The organism is Flavimaricola marinus (genome assembly GCF_900184895.1).
Taxonomy (GTDB): domain Bacteria; phylum Pseudomonadota; class Alphaproteobacteria; order Rhodobacterales; family Rhodobacteraceae; genus Flavimaricola; species Flavimaricola marinus.
Genome location: NZ_FXZK01000016.1, coordinates 25990 through 45503, shown reverse-complemented (window position 1 = coordinate 45503; position 19514 = coordinate 25990). Strand labels below are relative to the sequence as shown.

The 19514-nt window shown below is 59.9% G+C and carries 20 protein-coding genes; 12 read left to right on the top strand and 8 right to left on the bottom strand.

Features of this window, described 5'->3' with window-relative positions; translation table 11 throughout:
* The 3 genes from pcaH to pobA are packed head-to-tail and all read right to left on the bottom strand — an operon-like array spanning position 1 to position 2295.
* Positions 1–720: a protocatechuate 3,4-dioxygenase subunit beta gene (gene pcaH / locus LOM8899_RS20955; protein ID WP_093994204.1), complete on the bottom strand. Its 720-nt coding sequence runs from the start codon at positions 718–720 to the stop codon at positions 1–3.
* The gene (pcaC, locus tag LOM8899_RS20950; RefSeq protein ID WP_093994203.1) at positions 717–1100 is read right to left on the bottom strand and encodes a 4-carboxymuconolactone decarboxylase; all 384 of its coding nucleotides are present in this window, start codon (positions 1098–1100) and stop codon (positions 717–719) included. Before pcaC ends, pcaH begins: the two co-directional genes overlap by 4 nt.
* Positions 1101–1125: 25 nt before the next feature.
* The gene (gene pobA / locus LOM8899_RS20945) at positions 1126–2295 is read right to left on the bottom strand and encodes a 4-hydroxybenzoate 3-monooxygenase (protein WP_093994202.1); all 1170 of its coding nucleotides are present in this window, start codon (positions 2293–2295) and stop codon (positions 1126–1128) included.
* A 93-nt stretch (positions 2296–2388) separates the two neighbouring features.
* Here pobA and pcaQ point away from each other — a divergent pair, with 93 nt between their 5' ends.
* Positions 2389–3306, top strand: a complete 918-nt coding sequence (pcaQ, locus tag LOM8899_RS20940) for a pca operon transcription factor PcaQ (protein ID WP_093994201.1) — start codon at positions 2389–2391, stop codon at positions 3304–3306.
* Between the two features lie 176 nt (positions 3307–3482).
* On the opposite strand, the gene LOM8899_RS20935 is transcribed toward pcaQ, so the two are convergent.
* Positions 3483–5030 carry a YjbH domain-containing protein gene (locus tag LOM8899_RS20935; protein WP_133065083.1) on the bottom strand — a complete coding sequence of 516 codons (1548 nt, stop codon included), beginning with the start codon at positions 5028–5030 and terminating at the stop codon, positions 3483–3485.
* Positions 5031–5322: 292 nt separating this feature from the next.
* On the opposite strand from LOM8899_RS20935, the gene paaA reads away from it, so the two are divergent.
* The 5 genes from paaA to LOM8899_RS20910 are packed head-to-tail and all read left to right on the top strand — an operon-like array spanning position 5323 to position 8886.
* Complete coding sequence (gene paaA / locus LOM8899_RS20930; protein WP_093994199.1) at positions 5323–6300, top strand: 1,2-phenylacetyl-CoA epoxidase subunit PaaA; 978 nt, start codon at positions 5323–5325, stop codon at positions 6298–6300.
* Positions 6297–6584: a 1,2-phenylacetyl-CoA epoxidase subunit PaaB gene (gene paaB / locus LOM8899_RS20925; protein ID WP_093994198.1), complete on the top strand. Its 288-nt coding sequence runs from the start codon at positions 6297–6299 to the stop codon at positions 6582–6584. The genes paaA and paaB overlap by 4 nt, the downstream gene beginning before the upstream one ends.
* Positions 6584–7345, top strand: coding sequence for a 1,2-phenylacetyl-CoA epoxidase subunit PaaC (gene paaC / locus LOM8899_RS20920; RefSeq protein WP_093994197.1), 762 nt, complete (start codon positions 6584–6586; stop codon positions 7343–7345). Before paaB ends, paaC begins: the two co-directional genes overlap by 1 nt.
* A 1-nt stretch (position 7346) precedes the next feature.
* Positions 7347–7805, top strand: coding sequence for a 1,2-phenylacetyl-CoA epoxidase subunit PaaD (paaD, locus tag LOM8899_RS20915; protein ID WP_093994196.1), 459 nt, complete (start codon positions 7347–7349; stop codon positions 7803–7805).
* Between the two features lie 13 nt (positions 7806–7818).
* Positions 7819–8886 carry a 2Fe-2S iron-sulfur cluster-binding protein gene (locus tag LOM8899_RS20910; protein WP_093994195.1) on the top strand — a complete coding sequence of 356 codons (1068 nt, stop codon included), beginning with the start codon at positions 7819–7821 and terminating at the stop codon, positions 8884–8886.
* On the opposite strand, the gene paaK is transcribed toward LOM8899_RS20910, so the two are convergent.
* From paaK to paaG, 3 genes are read right to left on the bottom strand one after another with little or no spacing between them, the layout of a single operon-like run.
* Complete coding sequence (paaK, locus tag LOM8899_RS20905; RefSeq protein ID WP_093994194.1) at positions 8883–10193, bottom strand: phenylacetate--CoA ligase PaaK; 1311 nt, start codon at positions 10191–10193, stop codon at positions 8883–8885. The two genes, LOM8899_RS20910 and paaK, sit on opposite strands and share 4 nt — an antisense overlap.
* A gap of 27 nt (positions 10194–10220) precedes the next feature.
* The gene (paaI, locus tag LOM8899_RS20900; protein ID WP_093994193.1) at positions 10221–10646 is read right to left on the bottom strand and encodes a hydroxyphenylacetyl-CoA thioesterase PaaI; all 426 of its coding nucleotides are present in this window, start codon (positions 10644–10646) and stop codon (positions 10221–10223) included.
* A 1-nt stretch (position 10647) separates the two neighbouring features.
* Positions 10648–11433 (bottom strand): 2-(1,2-epoxy-1,2-dihydrophenyl)acetyl-CoA isomerase PaaG, encoded by a 786-nt coding sequence (gene paaG, locus LOM8899_RS20895; RefSeq protein WP_093994192.1) that lies wholly within the window; start codon positions 11431–11433, stop codon positions 10648–10650.
* Between the two features lie 95 nt (positions 11434–11528).
* On the opposite strand from paaG, the gene paaZ reads away from it, so the two are divergent.
* The 6 genes from paaZ to LOM8899_RS20865 all read left to right on the top strand — a co-directional run bounded on the left by paaZ (position 11529) and on the right by LOM8899_RS20865 (position 18052).
* Positions 11529–13565 (top strand): phenylacetic acid degradation bifunctional protein PaaZ, encoded by a 2037-nt coding sequence (gene paaZ / locus LOM8899_RS20890; protein ID WP_093994191.1) that lies wholly within the window; start codon positions 11529–11531, stop codon positions 13563–13565.
* Between the two features lie 46 nt (positions 13566–13611).
* A complete protein-coding gene (locus LOM8899_RS20885; RefSeq protein ID WP_093994190.1) occupies positions 13612–14379 on the top strand; it encodes a PaaX family transcriptional regulator C-terminal domain-containing protein in 768 nt (255 codons plus the stop codon).
* A 205-nt stretch (positions 14380–14584) separates the two neighbouring features.
* Entirely contained in the window at positions 14585–15469 is an 885-nt protein-coding gene (gene purU / locus LOM8899_RS20880) for a formyltetrahydrofolate deformylase (RefSeq protein ID WP_093994189.1), read from the top strand.
* A gap of 173 nt (positions 15470–15642) precedes the next feature.
* Complete coding sequence (locus LOM8899_RS20875) at positions 15643–16617, top strand: LysR family transcriptional regulator (protein ID WP_093994188.1); 975 nt, start codon at positions 15643–15645, stop codon at positions 16615–16617.
* A gap of 110 nt (positions 16618–16727) precedes the next feature.
* Entirely contained in the window at positions 16728–17555 is an 828-nt protein-coding gene (locus LOM8899_RS20870; RefSeq protein WP_093994187.1) for a DUF481 domain-containing protein, read from the top strand.
* A gap of 257 nt (positions 17556–17812) precedes the next feature.
* Complete coding sequence (locus LOM8899_RS20865) at positions 17813–18052, top strand: Lrp/AsnC family transcriptional regulator (RefSeq protein WP_093994216.1); 240 nt, start codon at positions 17813–17815, stop codon at positions 18050–18052.
* A gap of 7 nt (positions 18053–18059) precedes the next feature.
* On the opposite strand, the gene kynU is transcribed toward LOM8899_RS20865, so the two are convergent.
* Positions 18060–19250 (bottom strand): kynureninase, encoded by a 1191-nt coding sequence (gene kynU / locus LOM8899_RS20860; protein WP_211096244.1) that lies wholly within the window; start codon positions 19248–19250, stop codon positions 18060–18062.
* Positions 19251–19514: the final 264 nt, after the last annotated feature.

Here is a 19514-nt window from a genome sequence, read left to right as displayed (position 1 = left end):
TCAGTTCCCCTCGGGCCGATTTTCAAAGAAGGTCGAGCGCTGGCCGCGCAGGACGATGTCGAATTTGTACGCGATGGTGTCGAGCGGAATGGTTTCGTTCAGATCGAGCGCGGCGACCAGTCCGTCGATGGCCCGCTGGTCGGGGATCGCATTGATGATGGCGCATTTGGGAATGAGCGGATCGCCTTCGAAATACATCTGAGTGATCAGCCGCTGAGCGAAGGCCGGGCCAAAGACCGAGATGTGGATATGCGCGGGCCGCCAGCTGTTGATCCAGTTCCGGAAGGGGTAGGCACCCGGCTTGATCGTCCGGAACATGTAGCGTCCTTCAGCATCGCTTAGGACCCGGCCGCAGCCCCCGAAGTTGGGGTCGATGGGCGCGAAGTAGGTGTCGTTCTTGTGCCGATAGCGGCCGCCGGCGTTGGCCTGCCAGACTTCGACCAGAGTGTGCGGAACAGGGCGGCCGTTTTCGTCGAGCACGCGCCCGTGCACGATGATCCGCTCTCCGATCGGATCGCCTGTCTTGGCATAATTGCGGATCAGGTCGCAGTCGATCGGGTCGATGACGTCGTGGCCGAAGCGTGGTGCGGTCAGCTCGCTTTGCGTCATTTCCAGTGACAACGGCGCCAGATTAGGCGACCGATTTACTGACGATTTGTAGTTTGGCGTGTAGGCAGGCGGCTGCCAGACGCGGTCGCGTTGAAAAAGTTCTGCGGTCATTGTCCGTTCCCTTCCATTTCGGCATAAGTCTTTTTGGCCAATTTGATGGCATGATTGGCAGCCGGCACGCCGGCGTAGATTGCCACATGTTGAAATGCTTCGATCACATCCTGCTTTGTCGCGCCGGTATTGGCGGTAGCCCGGATGTGCATTGGAATTTCTTCAAAGTTCTTGGTGGCGGCCAAGAGCGCCAGCGTCAGCATCGACCGGTCCCGCAGGGAGATTCCGTCCGAGGCCCAAACGGTGCCCCATGCGCTTTCCGTAATGAGAGATTGAAACGGCGTGTCGAAATCGCTCTTGGCGGCTTCGGCCCTGTCGACATGCGCGTCGCCGAGCACCTTGCGCCGAACGGCCATTCCGCTTGATTTCCGGTCTTGCATCTTTTGCTCCTTCGTAGAGGCGTGTTCAGTATGGCAGGCCGACGTAATTCTCGGCCATAGCCTTTTGCGCCGACGCATTCGTGCGCAGGAATTCCAGCTCGGCCACCTGCATCTTGATGTCGAATTCCGATTGATCCGGATAGCGATGCAGCAGCGAGGAGAACCACCAGCTGAAACGCTCGGCCTTCCAGACGCGGGCCAACGCCTTGGCGGAATAGCCGTCGATGCCGCTTGTGTCGCCGCTTTCGTAGAATTGCCTCAGCCCGTTGTAGAGGTAATGCACGTCGGAGGCGGCCGTGTTCAATCCCTTGGCCCCTGTAGGCGGCACGATATGCGCCGCGTCACCGCAGAGGAACAACCGCCCCCACCGCATCGGCTCTGTCACGAAGGATCGCAGCGGGGCGATGGATTTCTCGATGGTCGGGCCGGTAACAAGCGCCTCGGCGTATTTCTCGGGGATGCGCCGTTTGAGCTCTTCCCAGAAGGCGGTATCGGTCCAGTCACTGGGTTTGTCGGACAGCGAGCACTGGATATAGTAGCGGCTGAGATTTTCATTGCGCATGGAACACAGGGCAAAGCCGCGCTGCGATGTCGAATAGATCAATTCATGCGCTACGGGCGGTGTTTCGGACAGGACGCCGAGCCAGCCGAATGGGTAGACCTTTTCATATTCCCGACGCACGTCGAGCGGGATGGCTTGGCGGCTGACGCCGTGAAAGCCGTCGCAGCCGGCAATGAAATCGCAAGAGATCCGGCGCGTCTCGCCGCCTACGGTATAGCTGACCGAAGCATCATCCGTATCGGCGCCGTGGATCTGCACGTCGTCGACTTCGAATTCGATTAGACCGCCTGCTTCTTCGCGTGCTTTGTAGAGATCGCGCGTCACTTCGGTTTGACCGTAGACCATGACCGAGTGGCCCGTGTGTTCAGGGAAATCGATCCGGAATATCTCGTCGCCATAGGATATCAGGGTACCGTCGTGCGGGTAGCCTTCGGCCTCCATCCTGTCGGAAACGCCGGCTTCCTGCATCAGCGCGAGCAAGCCTCTTTCGAGAACGCCCGCCCGGATCCGGCTGAGCACGTAGGACTTGGTTTTGCGCTCCAGCACGATCGAAGAGATCCCGCGCACGTGCAGGAGCTGCGAGAGCAAAAGCCCCGACGGCCCTCCGCCGATGATGACCACCTGAGTTTCCAATTTGCATCCTCCCTTTGGCGTCGACTATTCAGCTTTCCAAATGGTAATGTAAAATGACATAATGATGCTTTTAGTTGCCCTTTTGGAAAGTTGATGGACCGAAGGATCAAATTCCGCCATTTGGAGGCCTTCGTGGCCATCGCCAGGGCCAAGAGACTGAACCGCGCGGCGGAGCAGTTAAACCTGACCCAGTCTGCGATTTCGAAGACCTTGAAGGACCTCGAAGACATTCTGGGGGTCACATTGATCCTGCGCGGTCGAGCGGGAGTGAGCCTTACGGATCAGGGTGAAATTTTTCTGCAATACGCAGAGCAGAGCACTGGTGCCTTGCGGCAGGGGCTGAACAGCATTGCCAAACTGGACGCCGGCGGTGCCGCGACCCTGCGCGTGGGTGTCTTGCCCAGCATTGCGGCGAGCGTGGTGCCATTGGCGACGGAACGCTTTCGCGCCCAATCTCCCGACACCGAGTTGAGTATCCAGGAAGGCGCTCATGCTACCCTGACCGACAGGCTCCGCGCGGGCGAGCTGGATCTGGTCGTCGGGCGCTTGGGCCGGCCGGACACAATGGTCAGCCTGTCCTTCTCTCAACTCTATTCTGAAACCGTCGTCGTCGTCGTCGCACCTGATCATCCGCTGATCCATGCGACCTCGCTCGACCAGTTGTCGGAGACTTTGGTCATTTATCCTCCCAAGGACGCGGCTGTGCGCCCGCTTCTGGCGCGGGCGATGATCGCGGCTGGCCTGCCGCTGTTTCAGAACCGCATCGAAAGCGTATCCGCCGCGTTCGGGAGGGCGATGGCCTTGGGGCCGTTGCGGGCGGCGTGGTTTATCTCGCGGGGGGTGGTGGCAGAGGAACTCGCGCAAGGAACTCTGATCGCCTTGCCCATCGACCTGAGATCGACGGAGGGCCCTGTCGGGATCATGGCAAGGTCAGAGGAACGTCCGTCGGCCGTTGCGCGCTTGTTCCGGCAAGCCCTGATCGAAGTGAGCGCCGCCCGGCCCGCTGGCTAGTCGGAAGGTCGTGCGATACGGGTCCTCGCAGGGTGATGCGCTCGAGTGTTTTCCGCCGGCTTGGGGGGCGGGCCGATCCGATTGAGCCTCAGATCATTCCTGTCGCGGCGCGAATTTCCTCGTCTGGTTCGACCAAGTCGGAGGAATGCGACCCGGTTTGAGCAATAAACCGCCGTTTACCAGCATCGCCGCTCATATTCCGCGTGACCGGCATTGAAGTAGTAGGCTCCGGTCAGAGACGGTATGGTCGTATCCGCCTCGGCGTAGCTGGCGAGGTTCGACCGAACCTGTGGCTGACCGCCGGAGTTGGCGACCGTCAGTTCGTCGAGGGTTCCCCCTAATTTCTGACGCAGGGTTCCGGAGAATTGAAGCCCCGGCGAGGGTGTGAACCGCCCGGTCAGATCGACGCCGATATCGGCCAGAAGGCCGCTCTCTGGCGATGATATGCTGGCTGAAACAGATGGCGTGATCGCATAATCGAACCGAGGGTAAGCGGTGTCCACCGGCGAAAGCTCATAGGCCGGGGTGCCGATGTCGGCCCTGATGAAACTCGTCCACGCTCCGTCGAGGTCATGTTCCAGCGCCTCGACGTCGCCTCGGTTCAGGCGCACGTTGCTGATCCGCAGCCCGTTCTCGACCAACACGATGTCAAAGACCTCTACGCGGGCCGGCATCGTCCGGCTAAGGGCGCGTGCGGTTCGGCCAATGGCGCGGGCGGCAACGGTATGGTCCCGGTTTTCGACTTCGACCCGAGCGGTTTGCCCCTCGATTTCGATGGCGTGCAGCGAAAGGCCCTGGCTCGTCAGGGCTAGGGAGAGATCGGACTGCATGTCGTTCTCAGGGCGCGTCAAGGGGCGAGTGCCTCGGACCTGAACTGGCAACGGCGCCGAGCCGATGCTCTGACCGACGGGCGGAGACCGTGGATCGAGCGCATAGGTGAACTGAACCCCGACCTCCGATCCATAGAGGTAGTGGGCTTTTGCTGTCAGAGCCTCGGACAGCGCATAGGACAAGCCGAAGTTGAACGGTGATGTGCGCTCGATACCCGTCGAGCCGGATGCCGCATAGTCGAGGGACGAATACTCTGCGATAAGCCGAAGCCGCTCCGTCGCCTGCCATTCGACGCCGCCGAAATGCGCCGCGTCGCCCCGGAAAGCGTCGCTGAGATCGACGTCATCGTTGCTGGTGCCACCCTTGCTGTCGCGTTCGTCGAAACTGTCGGAAAAGATCGAAAGTGGATTGCCAAAGCTGCCAGCCCCGGCAAGCCGCCCCCAGCCAAGCCCGGCCGTGATGCGGACATCCGTGCTGACGGTTTTGGATGCAGCGATGAATTCGGACCGATATCGGTCGCAGCCGATCAGATCATTGAAACCGATGACGACGGCCGGCCTCCGGGCTGTTTCATCCAGCAATCGGTACTGCAAGGACAGGCTCTGGTCGCTGGAACCACCGGACATGGGCTGTGTGTAGCGAAACGAGGCCGACAGCCGCGGGGTGACCTGAAACGACAGGGTCGCCTGCAGGTCATCGTTCATATACCCCAATCCGAGAGCGAGCTCACCGTCTTGGGCCAGCGTGGCGCTGGGCATTTCGATGAGCCCCGGCGTGCCGAAGGTGGAGTAGCCCTGTGCCAATTGCGGTTCCGCCCGCATCTCGGCGGGTGCCAAGGCAGGGCAGAGCAAGGCTGATATTCCGAGCACAAAAATGTGCTGACGATTACTCAAAATCTGATCCTCTTGGACCCAATACTGAATTGGATTGGTGCCACCCCGATGCAAATGCTAACTCGGTTTAGCCGTTACCCCGATGTGCCGCAATGCATGCCGGCCCAGCTGATGTGGATCAGGGCGGGATGAACTCGGATATGTTACCGCATATCTCGCAATGGAAAATTGTGTAACTTTTTATTGTCCGGTTTCCACGGGTCTGCTATGAATACGGATGACGTCTGGGGCGCATTGGTATTGCGCTGAGCGGGATGTCATCCGGACCGCTGAATTCAAAGGGGGCGAGCCTATGTATGCGCAAATGGTCAAGTCCGAGGCGACGCAGGACGACCCCGCGAAACTGGCCGCGTTTCAGGCGCGGATTGACGCGGGTGAGAAGGTCGAGCCAAAGGATTGGATGCCCGAGGGCTATCGCAAGACCCTGATCCGCCAGATCGGCCAGCACGCTCACTCCGAGATCGTCGGTCAGTTGCCAGAGGGCAATTGGATCACGCGCGCGCCGACACTGGAGCGCAAGGCGATCCTCTTGGCAAAGGTGCAGGATGAGGCCGGGCACGGCCTTTACCTTTACGGTGCAGCTGAAACGTTGGGTGTGTCCCGCGATGAAATGACCGAGATGCTTCTCGATGGTCGGATGAAGTATTCGTCGATCTTCAATTACCCGACCCTGACTTGGGCCGATATGGGGGCTGTCGGCTGGCTAGTCGACGGTGCGGCCATCATGAATCAGGTGCCATTGCAACGCACCAGCTTTGGGCCCTATGCCCGTGCGATGGTGCGGATCTGCAAGGAAGAGAGTTTCCACCAGCGCCAAGGCTTTGACATCATGATGAAGATGGCCGGTGGCACGCCCGCGCAGCGTCGGATGGCGCAGAATGCGCTCGACCGGTTCTGGTTCCCGGCGCTTATGATGTTTGGCCCGTCGGACAAGGACAGCGTCCATTCTGCACAATCCATGGCGTGGAAGATCAAGATGAATACCAATGACGAGCTGCGCCAGAAGTTCGTCGACCAGACTGTCCCGCAGGCAGAATACCTCGGCCTCACCGTGCCGGATGACACTTTGGCGTGGAACGAGGCCAAGGGCGGCTACGATTTCGCGGAGCCGGATTGGGCCGAGTTCTTTGACGTGCTCAAGGGCAATGGTCCCTGCAACGTGGACCGACTGGAGGCTCGCAACAAGGCTTGGGACGACGGTGCATGGGTGCGCGACGCGCTGATGGCCCATGCCGAGAAACACGCAAACCGGGAGGTTGCCGCAGAATGACCCGCAAGGAATGGCCCCTTTGGGAAGTATTCATCCGTGGTCAGCGCGGCCTGAGCCACCGCCATGTCGGTAGCCTGCATGCCGCGGACGCCGAGATGGCAGTGAAGAACGCCCGCGATGTCTATACCCGCCGCAACGAAGGCGTCAGCATCTGGGTGGTGGAGGCTGCCAAGATCACCGCCTCGGACCCCGCCGACAAAGAGGCCATGTATGATCCGGCGGAAAGCAAGGTGTATCGCCACCCGACCTTCTTTGACATCCCCGACGAGATAAAGGCGATGTGATGGACCAACAGACCGCAACCTTCGAATTTCTGTGCAGAATGGGCGACAATACCCTCGTGCTCGGTCATCGCGTGAGCGAGTGGTGCGGCAAGGCTCCGGTCTTGGAAGAAGATATCGCATTGGCGAATGTCGCTCTCGATCTCATCGGTCAGACGCAGATGTGGCTGGGGTTGGCTGCCGAGGTCGAAGGGGCCGGCCGGACTGCGGACGATCTTGCGATGCTGCGCGACGTCTGGGATTTTCGCAGCGCCTTGCTCGTCGAGCAGCCGAATGGCGACTTTGGTCAGACATTGATGCGCCAGTATCTGTTCGACCAATGGCACGTCGCGGTTTTGACGGCCCTGATGGAGTCTGCTGATCCGCGTGTTGCGGATATTGCAGCCAAGTCGGTGAAAGAAGCCCGCTATCACGTCGAAAGGAGTGCCGACCTTGTCATCCGCCTTGGCGATGGCACAGAGGAAAGCCACGGTCGGATGCAGGCCGCGCTGGATAAGCTGTGGCCGTTCTTTGGCGAATTGTTTGACGACGATCCGGTTGATGCGGCGATGGCCGAAGCCGGGATCGCGCCATTGCCGTCAGGTTTGAGGGCGGATGTCGATCAAGAGGTTGCTGCCGTCATGGCGCAGGCGACTCTGGTGATTCCAGCCGATCGCTTTGCCCACAGGGGTGGCAAGACCGGCATTCGTCACAGCGAACATTTGGGTCATATGTTGACACAAATGCAGTGGCTACAGCGCGCCTATCCCGGCGCGACGTGGTAGGATGCGGCCCGAGTTGGCTCAAATCTGGGATTGGCTCGATGCCGTCCCGGACCCAGAGATCCCGGTGATTTCGGTCGTCGACCTCGGTATCGTGCGCGATGTGGCTTGGCATGGCGACATGTTGGAGATCGCCGTGACGCCGACGTATTCCGGCTGCCCCGCAACGTCGGTGATCGCGATGGATATCGAAACGGCGCTGCGTAATCGCGGTGTTTCGGACATTCGGATCAAGACGCAGATCGCTCCTGCATGGACAACCGACTGGCTGTCGGAGAAGGGCAGGGCAAAGCTGGTCGAATACGGGATCGCACCGCCGCGTGCTGCCGGAGGGCCGGAAAGCTGCCCGCGCTGTGGCAGCAAATCCGTCAGCAAGGTCAGCCAATTTGGCTCGACCCCTTGCAAGGCCCATTGGCGGTGCGGCGATTGCCTCGAACCATTCGACTATTTCAAGTGCATCTAGGGGGATCGCCGCCGTGGCCAGATTTCAGACGCTGAAAGTCACCGAAGTCCGCAAGACCATCCGCGACGCGGTGGTGGTGACCCTGGAGCCTGCCAACGGCGAGCGTGTGGACTTCATTCAGGGCCAATACCTGACATTTCGCCGCGATTTTGACGGCACGGAGGTGCGTCGATCCTATTCGATCTGTGCGGGCCGGGATGACGGCGTGCTGCAGGTCGGAATAAAGAAGGTCGATGGCGGCGCGTTTTCGACCTGGGCCAACGAGGATCTCGCCCCCGGCGATCTGCTGGAGGCGATGCCGCCGCTGGGCAACTTCCATGTTCCATTGAACCCGGAACTGCCAAAGACCTACCTCGGCTTTGCGGGTGGTTCCGGGATCACACCGGTTCTGTCGATCATGAAGACGACATTGGCCGCGGAACCACAAAGCGTTTTCACCTTGGTCTATGCCAACCGTGCCCCTAACACGATCATGTTCCGCGAAGAGCTGGAGGCACTCAAGAACCGCTATATGGGCCGCCTGACCATCGTGCATGTGCTGGAAAGCGGCGCCGAAGAGATCGAGCTTTTCTCCGGACGCGTCGATCCGGAAAAATGCGCCGCATTGTTCCAGAGCTGGATTGATGTCGAGTCCGTGGATACGGCGTTCATCTGCGGCCCGGAACCTATGATGCTGGGTATCGCTTCTGCTCTTCGAGAGCATGGCCTGACCGACGATCAGATCAAGTTCGAGCTCTTTGCCAGTGGTCAGCCCGGACGTTTGGCGCGACCGGCCTTGAAGAAGGCAGTTGGCGAAGCGCCCAAGGCGACTTCAGTCACCATGACGATCGACGGTGTCAGCGCCGATTACCAGATCAACAAGGATCAAACGATCCTTGAGGGCGCCTTGGAAAACGCGATTGATGCTCCGTATTCATGCCGGGCAGGGGTGTGCTCGACCTGCCGGTGCCGGATCGTGGAAGGCGAGGTCGAGATGCTGACCAATCACGCGCTGGAGGACGGCGAGATCGATCGTGGCTTTGCCTTGGCTTGCCAGTCTTTTCCGCTGACGGACAGGGTCGTCGTCGAATTCGACCACTAGCCTTTGGGCCGGTTGTCCACCACCCGCCGCGCTTTGCCTTGAGACCGCTCCACCGTGCCGGGTAGGTGCACGATCACTTCGGCCGATACCCCGACGATGCCTTTGATCCGGACTGCGAGGGCATGGGCCGCCGCGGTCCGAGCATCCTCCGGCGCGGCGTCTGGCGTGGCCTCTACGTTGATCCGCATCGCGTCCATGTGCCCTGATTTGAAGAGTTCGATCTGGAAGTAGGGAGCGATCCCGTTGGCCGCCAGAACCTGCTCCTCGATCTGGGTGGGGAACACGTTGACCCCACGCAGGATGATCATGTCATCGCTGCGGCCGGTGATCTTTTCCATCCGACGCATCGAGCGGGCCGTACCGGGCAAGAGCCGGGTGAGATCGCGCGTCCGATACCGGATCATCGGCAAGCCTTCCTTGGTGAGCGTGGTGAACACCAACTCGCCGGTCTGACCGTCAGCAACAGGGTCACCGGAAACAGGGTCGATGATTTCGGGAAAGAAGTGATCCTCCCAGATATGCAGCCCGTCCTTTGTCTCGACGCATTCGTTGGCGACCCCCGGCCCCATGATCTCGGACAGGCCATAGATATCGACGGCGTGCATGTCGAAAGCATCCTCGATTTCGGCGCGCATCGCATTGGTCCAGGGCTCGGCGCCGAAAATCGCCGTGTCGAGGGAAGAGGCACGCGGATCGAGCCCCTGCCGCAGATATTCTTCAAGGATGTTCAGCATGTAGGAGGGGGTGACCATGATCGCCTGCGGTCGGAAATCCTCGATCAGGCTGACCTGCTTTTCGGTTTGCCCGCCCGACATCGGCACCACCGTCGCCCCTAGCCGTTCAATGCCGTAGTGCGCACCGAGGCCGCCCGTGAACAGGCCGTAGCCGTAGGCATTGTGCACCATGTCGCCCCGCTTGACCCCTGACGCTCGCAAGGACCGGGCCACGAGGTCTGCCCAATTCGAGATGTCTTGCGCGGTATAACCTACCACTGTTGGTTTGCCTGTGGTGCCGGAAGAGGCGTGCAGCCGGATGATCTGGTCTCGCGGCACTGCAAAAAGGCCGAAGGGGTAGTTGTCCCTCAAGTCGTTCTTCGTCGTGAAAGGGAAATTGGCGAGGTCTGACAGGCTCTTGAGGTCCGAGGGGTGGACGCCTGCCGCATCGAACCGTTGTTTGTACATCGGCACGTTGTCGTAGGCATGCCGGAGCGACCATTGGAGCCGTTGAAGCTGAAGTCCGGCGATCTCATCGCGGCTGGCGATTTCGATCGGGTCCAGATCCGCCTTGGCGGGTGTCAATGTCTTCATGGCCGGTCTCCTCCCCCTCCGGTTGGTCTATTCGTCGAAGTGCTGCCTGCGAATTGTGCGCGATAGGCCTCGAAATGTCGCAACCAGTTGCCCGTCCGGATTGGTGACAGCGACATCGTAGATCCCGCTGCGACCGCTCTTGGAAATCTCGGTGGCCGTCGCTGTCAGCGTCTCTCCCAGCTTGCCCGGCGCCGTGTAGGTGATCGAGTTGTGCTGCGCCAAGGTTGCTTGATTGCGGCTGTTGCAGGCAAAGGCAAAGGCGCTGTCGGCCAGAGCAAAGCTGATCCCGCCATGACAGACGCCGAGGCCGTTGCAGTGATGGGCTTCGACCTTCAGTTCGACAACGGCGTGCCCTTCGTCCACGTCGACGAGCCGCATGCCAAGCCATTGCGACGCCTTGTCATTGGCCCACATGGCTGCTGCGGATTTCAGGGCACGTTCCTTGGCGGTCATGTTAGCGGCCTTGGAATTTCGGTGCGCGCTTGCCGAGGAAAGCACTGACACCTTCGGCGTAATCCGCGCTTTCGCCGCAGGTCTTCATCATGTCGGCTTCGAGTTCGAGGTGATCGGTCAGGCTGTCAGTCGCAGCGGCCTGAATTGCCTGCTTCGTCAAACCCAAGCCCAATGTCGGGCCATTGGCGAGCTGGGCCGTCAGCGCCCGCGCTTCCTCCATTAGGTCCGCGTCGGGGATCGCTTTCCAGATCAGCCCCCAGTCGGCGGCCTTGGCCGCAGGCAAAGGCTCTCCGGTCAAGGCGAGACCCTTGGCCCGGGCCTCGCCGACCAAGTGCGGCAAGTTCCAGCTGCCGCCCGTGTCCGGGATCAACCCGACCTTTGAGAACGACTGAATGAACTTGGCGCTCTCGGCGGCCAGAACGATATCGCAGGCCAGTGCCAAGTTGGCCCCTGCTCCTGCGGCAACGCCGTTGACTGCGCAGACAATCGGAAACTTGGACGACCTGATCAGGCGCACCAACGGGGCATAGAAACTGCGGACGGTCTGTCCCAGATCAGGTGGCCCATCCATTTTCGATGGATCGCGGTCGCCAAGGTCTTGGCCCGCACAGAAGCCACGCCCGGCACCAGTGAGCAGAACCGCCCTGGTCCCGTCGGTCTGCGCGGACTCGAGAGCCGTGCGCAGGGCATGGTGCATCTCTTCGTTGAAACTATTCAGGCGATCCGGGCGGTTGAGCGTCAGTTCGACCCATTGGTCGTGGGCTTCCACGATGATTGAGTTACTCATTTTTCGCCCTGATGAATTTCCTGTAACTAATTCGTTGCATGGCGGCCAAGCCTGGTCAATAAATATTTAGCACAAACAAGAGGCGGGATCCCCGGATGACCATCAGTAACATCGAAAGCTTCGTCGTTGGCCGTTGGGTTGCTCCGGGCGAGGGGGCTCGCGAGATCGAGAATGCCGTGACCGGCGCAGTGATCGCTCGCGCCGGGAATGACGCGCTCGATGCGGCCGCGATGCTGGAGCATGCCCGCCGAAAAGGCGGAGCGGCGTTGCGCGCGATGACGTTTCACCAGAGGGCCGGCATGATCAAGGCCTTGGCTCTGGCACTGAATGAAAAGAAGCAGGCGCTTTATGACCTGTCGTTTGCCTCCGGCGGCACACAAGCCGACCATATGATCGATATTGACGGTGGGATCGGCACACTCTTCGTCTTTGCATCCAAGGGCCGCCGCGAGATGCCGAACGGGCATGTGTATCTGGATGGAGACACGGAGCAGCTCGGCAAGGCCGGCACGTTTCTGGGCCAGCATGTGTGCACGCCCCTGCAGGGGGCCGCGGTCCACATCAACGCGTTCAATTTTCCGGTTTGGGGAATGCTCGAAAAATTGGCGCCGACCTTGCTGGCGGGCATGCCGGTGATCGTGAAGCCCGCAACGGCGACCTGCTACGTGACCGAGCTGGCCGTACGGATCATGCTGGATGCCGATGTCTTGCCAGAAGGCGCGTTGCAGTTGGTAACCGGCGGGTTGGGCGACACGCTCGATCGTTTGACCTGTCAGGATGTCGTCAGTTTTACGGGCTCAGCCGATACCGCGCTGAAGCTGCGCTCAGCGCCCAATCTCTTGCAGAATTCGGTCCGCTTTATGGCCGAACAGGACAGCTTGAACGCATCCATCCTTGGGCCGGATGTGACGCCGGGAACGCCGGAGTTTGACCTGTTTGTCAAGGAAGTGCACCGGGAGATGACGGCGAAGGCAGGGCAGAAGTGCACCGCCGTCCGACGGATCATCGCGCCTTTAGCGCAGGTCGATGCCGTGATCGGCGCACTGTCCGACCGGTTGGCAAAGACCGTGATCGGCGACCCAAAGGCCGAAGGCACCCGGATGGGAGCTCTGGTGTCCAACAGCCAGAAGCGAGACGTTTTGTCTAAGGCGGCGCTGATTGGAGCGGAGGCGGAGCGTGTTTTCGGCGATCCAGACAACTTTGCCGTCAATGGCGCGGATGCCAATGCCGGAGCGTTCGTCCCGCCGATGCTGTTTCATTGCGCTGATCCGGACGCCGCCCTGCGGGTGCATGACACCGAGGCCTTTGGTCCGGTGTCGACCGTCATGGGATATCGGGATCTGGACCATGCGATTGCCTTGGCAAATCGCGGAGAGGGGAGCCTTGTCGCTTCTGTCATCACCCATGATCCGCAGGTCGCCCGCGCAGTCGTTCTTGGGGCCGGCGCGTTTCATGGCAGGCTCTATTTCAATGACCGCGTCAGCATGAAGGAAAGTACTGGCCACGGTTCTCCCATGCCGCACATGGTGCATGGGGGTCCGGGCCGCGCCGGGGGCGGCGAGGAACTGGGCGGCATTCGGGGCGCCATGCATTACATGCAGCGGACGGCCATTCAGGGCAGCCCGGACATGCTGACCGCGATTGGCGAGACGTGGGTGCCGGGATCGACACAGAGCGCACCGGAGGCCCATCCGTTCACCCGCACGTTCGAGAACCTGCAGCTTGGGGATACGCTGACGACCGCGTCGCGCGAGGTGTCGCTGGAGGATATTGAAACCTTTGCCAATTTCACCGGCGACACCTTCTATGCTCACATGGATCAGGCCGCTGCCGAGCGAAATCCTTTCTTTCCCGGCCGGGTTGCGCATGGATATCTGCTGATCAGCTTCGCTGCCGGATTGTTCGTCGAGCCTGCCGAGGGCCCTGTTCTGGCCAATTCGGGCCTCGAGAACCTGCGCTTTCTCAAACCGGTCGAGCCGGGCGACAGCATCAAGGTCGAGTTGACCGTCAAGAAGAAGACCCCGCGCAATACGGAGTATGGAGAAGTGCGCTGGCATGTTTCGATGACAAATCAGGCCGATGAGCTGGTGGCGGTCTATGATTTGCTGACCATGAACGCATATGGCACATAGCAGCCGACACAGAGCCTGACCTGCCGATAAACAGCGAGTGACCGCCATGACTGATCGTTTCGAAACGGCGGTTGATCTTTTGATCGGGGAGAAGCCGCCGAAGGTCTGGTCACTCTTGATTACGGTCTTTGGCGAGCTTGCCCAAGGTGAGGATCAAGAAATCAGCGGTCTGCTGCTCAGCCGGTTGACCAAGATGATGCGTGTCAGGCCAGAAGCCAATCGCGTCGCGCTGCACCGCTTGCGCAAGGATGGCTGGCTCGAAAGCCGGAAATCCGGTCGCAACAGCTATTACGCACTGACCGCACGGGGCAGGGCAGAGACGGCGTCGGCCAGCCCGAGAATCTACGGCGAAAAGGCGAGCGCCGATCTGGCATGGCTCTGGCTGATCGGACCAACCACACTTGCAGATGAGGACAGCCGGGCCTGCACGTTTGTGTCTTCCGATATTGCGTTGGCGACCAGACCCGCGCAGGGACCGGACGTAGCCAGTTTGCCAGTTCACGAGGTTGCGGCCCTGCCGGATTGGATCAAGGCGCAGCTCTGTACCGAGGCGTTGCTGGCTTTGGGCGCCGACGTTCGAGACGCATTCTCGGAGGTTGTGGCTATGGAGCTGCAGGGGGCCGTATTGGATGCCACTCAGATTGCAGTCTTGCGGGTGCTGATCGTGCACGGTTGGCGACGCATTATTCTGCGAACGCCGGAACTGCCTGACGAACTGCTGCCGGATCGGTTGGAGTTGAGGCTTATCCGCGATCTCAAGTCGGAATTGCTGCGTTGCCTTCCATCCGACGGGCTGGCCGCACTGGAGGGGTGACTCGTCGTCGTTCGCGACGATCGGGTGCCTTGGCATGCTGCCATTCTTGCGCCAAGTAGGGGCGGAGCCGCTTTTGCTCCATGCTGCGTCGTCGGCGTGCAGGACAGATTTGGCCGAACAAGACCAACAATGCCGTAAGTGACTCCCCTCCCTTATCCAACCGCGCCTGCCAGGGCCGGGACTGGCTGATCCAAGAAGAGACCAGATGACAAAATTCGCCCTTAACGTCAGTTGCGCATCGACGCGCGGGATCGTCGCCGCGATTGCAAACTATTTGGCAGATCACGGATGCAACATCACCGACAGTTCGCAATACGACGATCTGGAGACCGGTCGGTTCTTCATGCGCGTCAGCTTTACCAGCGAGGCGGGCCAAGAGCTTTCTACGTTGCATGACGGTTTCGCGTCAGTGGCGGGAGAATTCGGCATGGACTACGATTTCCATGACGAGGCGGCCCGCATGAAGGTCGTCATCATGGTGTCGCGATTTGGCCATTGCCTGAACGACTTGCTGTATCGCGTCCGGATCGGCGCGTTGCCGATCGATATTGTGGCTGTGATTTCAAACCACATGGATTATCAGAAGGTCGTGGTGAACCAGGATATTCCATTCCACTGCATCAAGGTGACCAAGACCAACAAACCCATGGCTGAGGCCCAGATCATGGATGTCGTCCGCGAGACCGGTGCCGACCTAATCGTTCTTGCGCGGTATATGCAGATCCTTTCGGACGACATGTGCCGGGAAATGTCGGGCCGGATCATCAATATCCATCACTCGTTTCTGCCCAGCTTCAAGGGCGCCAATCCCTACAAGCAGGCATTTGAGAGAGGCGTGAAGCTGATCGGCGCCACGTCACATTATGTGACGGCCGATCTCGACGAAGGCCCGATCATCGAGCAGGACACGGTCCGCGTCACGCACGCGCAATCCGCGGCCGACTATGTCAGCCTTGGCCGCGATGTCGAAGCGCAGGTTCTGGCACGCGCCGTTCACGCGCACATTCACCGCCGTGTCTTCCTCAATGGCAACAAGACCGTGGTTTTCCCTGCTTCACCGGGCTCATACGCATCCGAGCGCATGGGCTAAGGTTCGCCATCGGTCCCTCATGAATGCCGGCCTGCCGCCGCGAAGTGGCAGGCCTCTGCAGCTTTGTGGCGCTGGGCATTCGCCGAATGCTCTTCTCCTGAGAGCGCAATTCACCACAATTGTCATTGACGTGAGTATTGCTTATTGACGAGGGCATCTGAGAGGAGGCCCCCGTGGATATCACTTTGCTAAAGACATTTATGGAGGTGGCTGCCAGCGGATCATTCGTCGCGTCAGCTGATCGCCTCTTCGTGACGCAATCAGCCGTCTCATTGCGGATCAAGCGGCTGGAGGACGAGCTTGGCAAGCCGCTCTTTACCCGAAACCGGTCGGGGGCAGATCTGACGGCGGCCGGGCGTGAGTTCGAGAAATACGCCTTGTCGCTGATCCGGGTTTGGGAGGAAGCCAAACAGCAGGTGGCCATACCTGAAGGCTATACCAAGAGCGTGACCATCGGTGCGCAATACTCGCTTTGGCCGAGGCTTGGGTTTCGTTGGGTCGACGCCCTTCAAAACGACATGACGGAGCTCAACGTCAGGGCCGAACTGGGTATGCCTGATCGATTGACGCGATTTCTGGTCGAGGGGATCATGCAGGTTGGCCTGATGTACATGCCGCAACTGCGCCCCGGTCTCTCTGCAGAGGCGATTCTGGAAGAAGAGCTCGTCATGGTCGCGACCTTCGATGACGGCGACATAGACAATATTTTTGACGACTACGTTTTCATTGACTGGGGGCCGGAGTTCGTGGGCGCACACGCGCTGGCGTTGCCGGAGTTGACTAATCCTGGCCTGACCTTCTCGCTTGAGGCCATGGTGGCCGAATACGTGGTCAACCGCAAAGCGGCGGCCTATCTGCCGGCCCGATATATCAAGAAGTATCTGGATTCCGGACAAATGCACCTTGTCCCGGACGCGCCCCGATTTCCCTATCCGGTCTGGGCAGTATGGCGAGATGACCTAGATGAAGACATACGGGCTGCCGCCGCGCGTTCGCTGCGAAGCGTTTGTGACGGCGCCGATGCAGACAGAATTGCCGTGATCGCGGCGCTGGCCGAGATCAGCGAAGACGACGTCGAGGTCCTTGGAGACTCCACGGGCACGGAGACCTATTTCCTTAAAGGTAACGAAAAGTCGTCTAAAGGGTAAGTATTTTGAATTTAACTTATTGATCATCTGGGGCTAAGACCTATCTGAAGCAAGTATGCTTCCGCGTCCTATCGAAGATGCGGGTTACTTAACTTGGGAAAGGAAAACCCATGCAAATGAATCTCATTCTCGCCGCTGCCGTTGCGAGCATCGTCGCTTCTGGCGCCGTTGCGCAGACGTCGGCTTTTGACAATCAGGGCGCCGCAGCAGATGCGCTGGACGATCTTGAAGAAGACATCAGCGACGCTGCAGACCGCGACATCGGTGCATTCGGAACAGAGGGCCGCGAAGTCGGCACCTACGGCTCCATCGCGTTGAACGCGACTGCCACGAGCGACGAAACCAATGTCGGTGCCGGCCTCCGTTGGGGCACGTTTGACGGCGTCAACGGCTTCGACATGTCGTTCAGCTATGCCTACAGCGCAGACGAAAACGGTGACGCGACCGAGAACCAACTGCTCGCTGGCCTCGACTATCGCCGCAACTTCGGCTCGTCGTTCTTTGGCTATGCCCAGACCGACATCGCCATCGACCGTCTGACCACGACTGCCGGTGACTACAAACAGGACTACTTCGTCGGCGCCGGTGTAGGTTACCGCATCTACAACACGCCCGATTTCCAGTGGTCGGTCCAGGCCGGTCCCGGCTATCGCTATGCCGAAGTGGTTGGCGGCGACGATGTCAACGAAGTGGCTGGTAGCCTGTCGAACAACATGTACTACAGCCTGTCTGACACCATCTACGCAACCAACGACACCGACGTGATCTATTCGGAGTCCGCGACGACCGTGGCCAACGACTTTGCAATCAACGTTGCAATGAGCGACACGCTGACGCTGCGCACCAGCTATGCGACGCAGTTCAACGATGCGACCGACGACTCCTTCAGTGATGCGGCCAACACCTTTGGTCTGTCGGTGGTCTATAACTTCAACTAGCTCGCGGATTGCATTCCCAAGCAGGTGTGCCACCAGCATACCTGAGCGACGTTGAAATCGAGAGAGCGGAGCAATCCGCTCTCTCTTTGCGTTTGGGCGCCGTTGATTGCGAGGGTGCAGGCTGCCCAAGGCGGTGCGAGTTCGACGTTTGATTTGTCATGACGCGGTTGAGAGCTTAGACCTTCATGGCAGATGCGGCATGCCGGTATGGCTTTCAGGCTGGCCAAGCATCTGACCCATCGCAAGAAAGAGCCAAGATGACCACCTGTGTATTCATCCAGATACGATGCAAGCCCGGAACCACGTACGAGGTGGCCGACGCGATCGCGTTGCGCGAGATTCACTCAGAATTGTATTCGACCAGCGGTGAATACGATTTGCTGATCAAGCTCTACATCCCGGACGGCATGGACGTGGGCAAGTATATCAATGACGAGCTCCTCGACATCCCGAATATCGAGCGCACGTTGACGACCCTCACCTTCCGCGCCTTCTAGTGCCGGTTCAGGTGACCCGCCCTTTCTGATGATATTCGGGTTGGTCCCATAGCCGATTGTCGAGGACGTCGGCGATGATCCGGACGGCTTCGCGGACGTCGGTTTCGTCGATATACAGTGGCGTAAAGCCAAACCGCATGATGTTCGGTGCCCGGAAATCACCGATCACTCCGCGCGCGATCAGTGCCTGCATCGCGGCATAACCGTCTTCGAAGGCGAAGGAGACCTGGCTGCCGCGCTGGGCCGCGTCTCTGGGGCTCGCGAGCCTGAGCGACGGGCACTTCGCCTCGACTTCCGCGATGAACAGGTCGCAGAGCCGGACAGAGGCGGATCTGAGTTCTGTCATATCCACGTCGTCCCAGATTTTGAGCGCGACTTCGAGAGCTGTCATCTGGATGACGGGCGGCGTTCCGACCCGCATTCGTTCGATGTCCGGTGCAGGGCGGTATGTCGGCTCGAAAGCGAAGGGCGCATCGTGCCCCAACCATCCGGCCAGGGCCGGTTGTATGTCGGCCACGATATCCGGCCGGGCATAGATGAATGCCGGCGCACCAGGTCCGCCGTTGAGGTATTTATAGGTGCAGCCCACGGCAAATTCCGCGCCGCAGCCGGCGATGTCGACCGGAACCGCCCCGGCGCTGTGCGCCAGATCCCACAACATGACCGCCCCTGCTGCATGAGCTGCAGCCGTGATACCTGCCATATCGTGCATCCGCCCCGTCCGGTAATCCACCTGAGTGATCATGGCGACAGCGATTTCGTCGGTCATGGCGCTTTCGACTTCTTCGGGGGCAACGACCCGCAATTCAAAGCCGTTGTCGAGCTGCTGTATCAACCCTTGGGCCATGTAGAGATCGGATGGGAAGTTGCCACTGTCTGAGAGAATGACGCGCCGGTCCGGGCGCATTTTCAACGCAGCGGACAATGCTTGGAAGACCTTGACCGACAGTGTGTCGCCCATGGTGACCGAGCCCTCGGGTGCTCCGATCAGCCGTCCCACCATGTTTCCGACCCGCGCGGGTTGCGCCATCCATTCGTCGATGTTCCAACCTTTGATCAGATGTGCGCCCCATTCGTCCTGCACCATGGACTGAAGCCGCTCTCCCACGCCCTTGGGAAGCGCCCCCAACGAATTGCCGTCGAGATAGATGATCCCGTCTGGCAAGTGAAAACTGTCTTTCATCGGGAGTTTGGTCATACGGCACCTAGGTTGGGTCAGAGTTCATTGGGCAGGTCGAAGTTGGTCAGCAGACGTCGGGCGGGTGTGATCGTCGATGGGTCATCTCTCGCTTCAGAGTGGGCCCGCCGTGTGTTGACTTGCGCGTTCTCGTTCACCCCCGATTGATGGTCTTTGGCCGCGGAATCTTCAACCAGTTAGTCCGGAAGAGCCGTGACCCTCGTCGGGCCTTTGTCCGGTCTAGACCGTGATGCGGATTGCGACTTGGCTGAATTGATGTGCAAC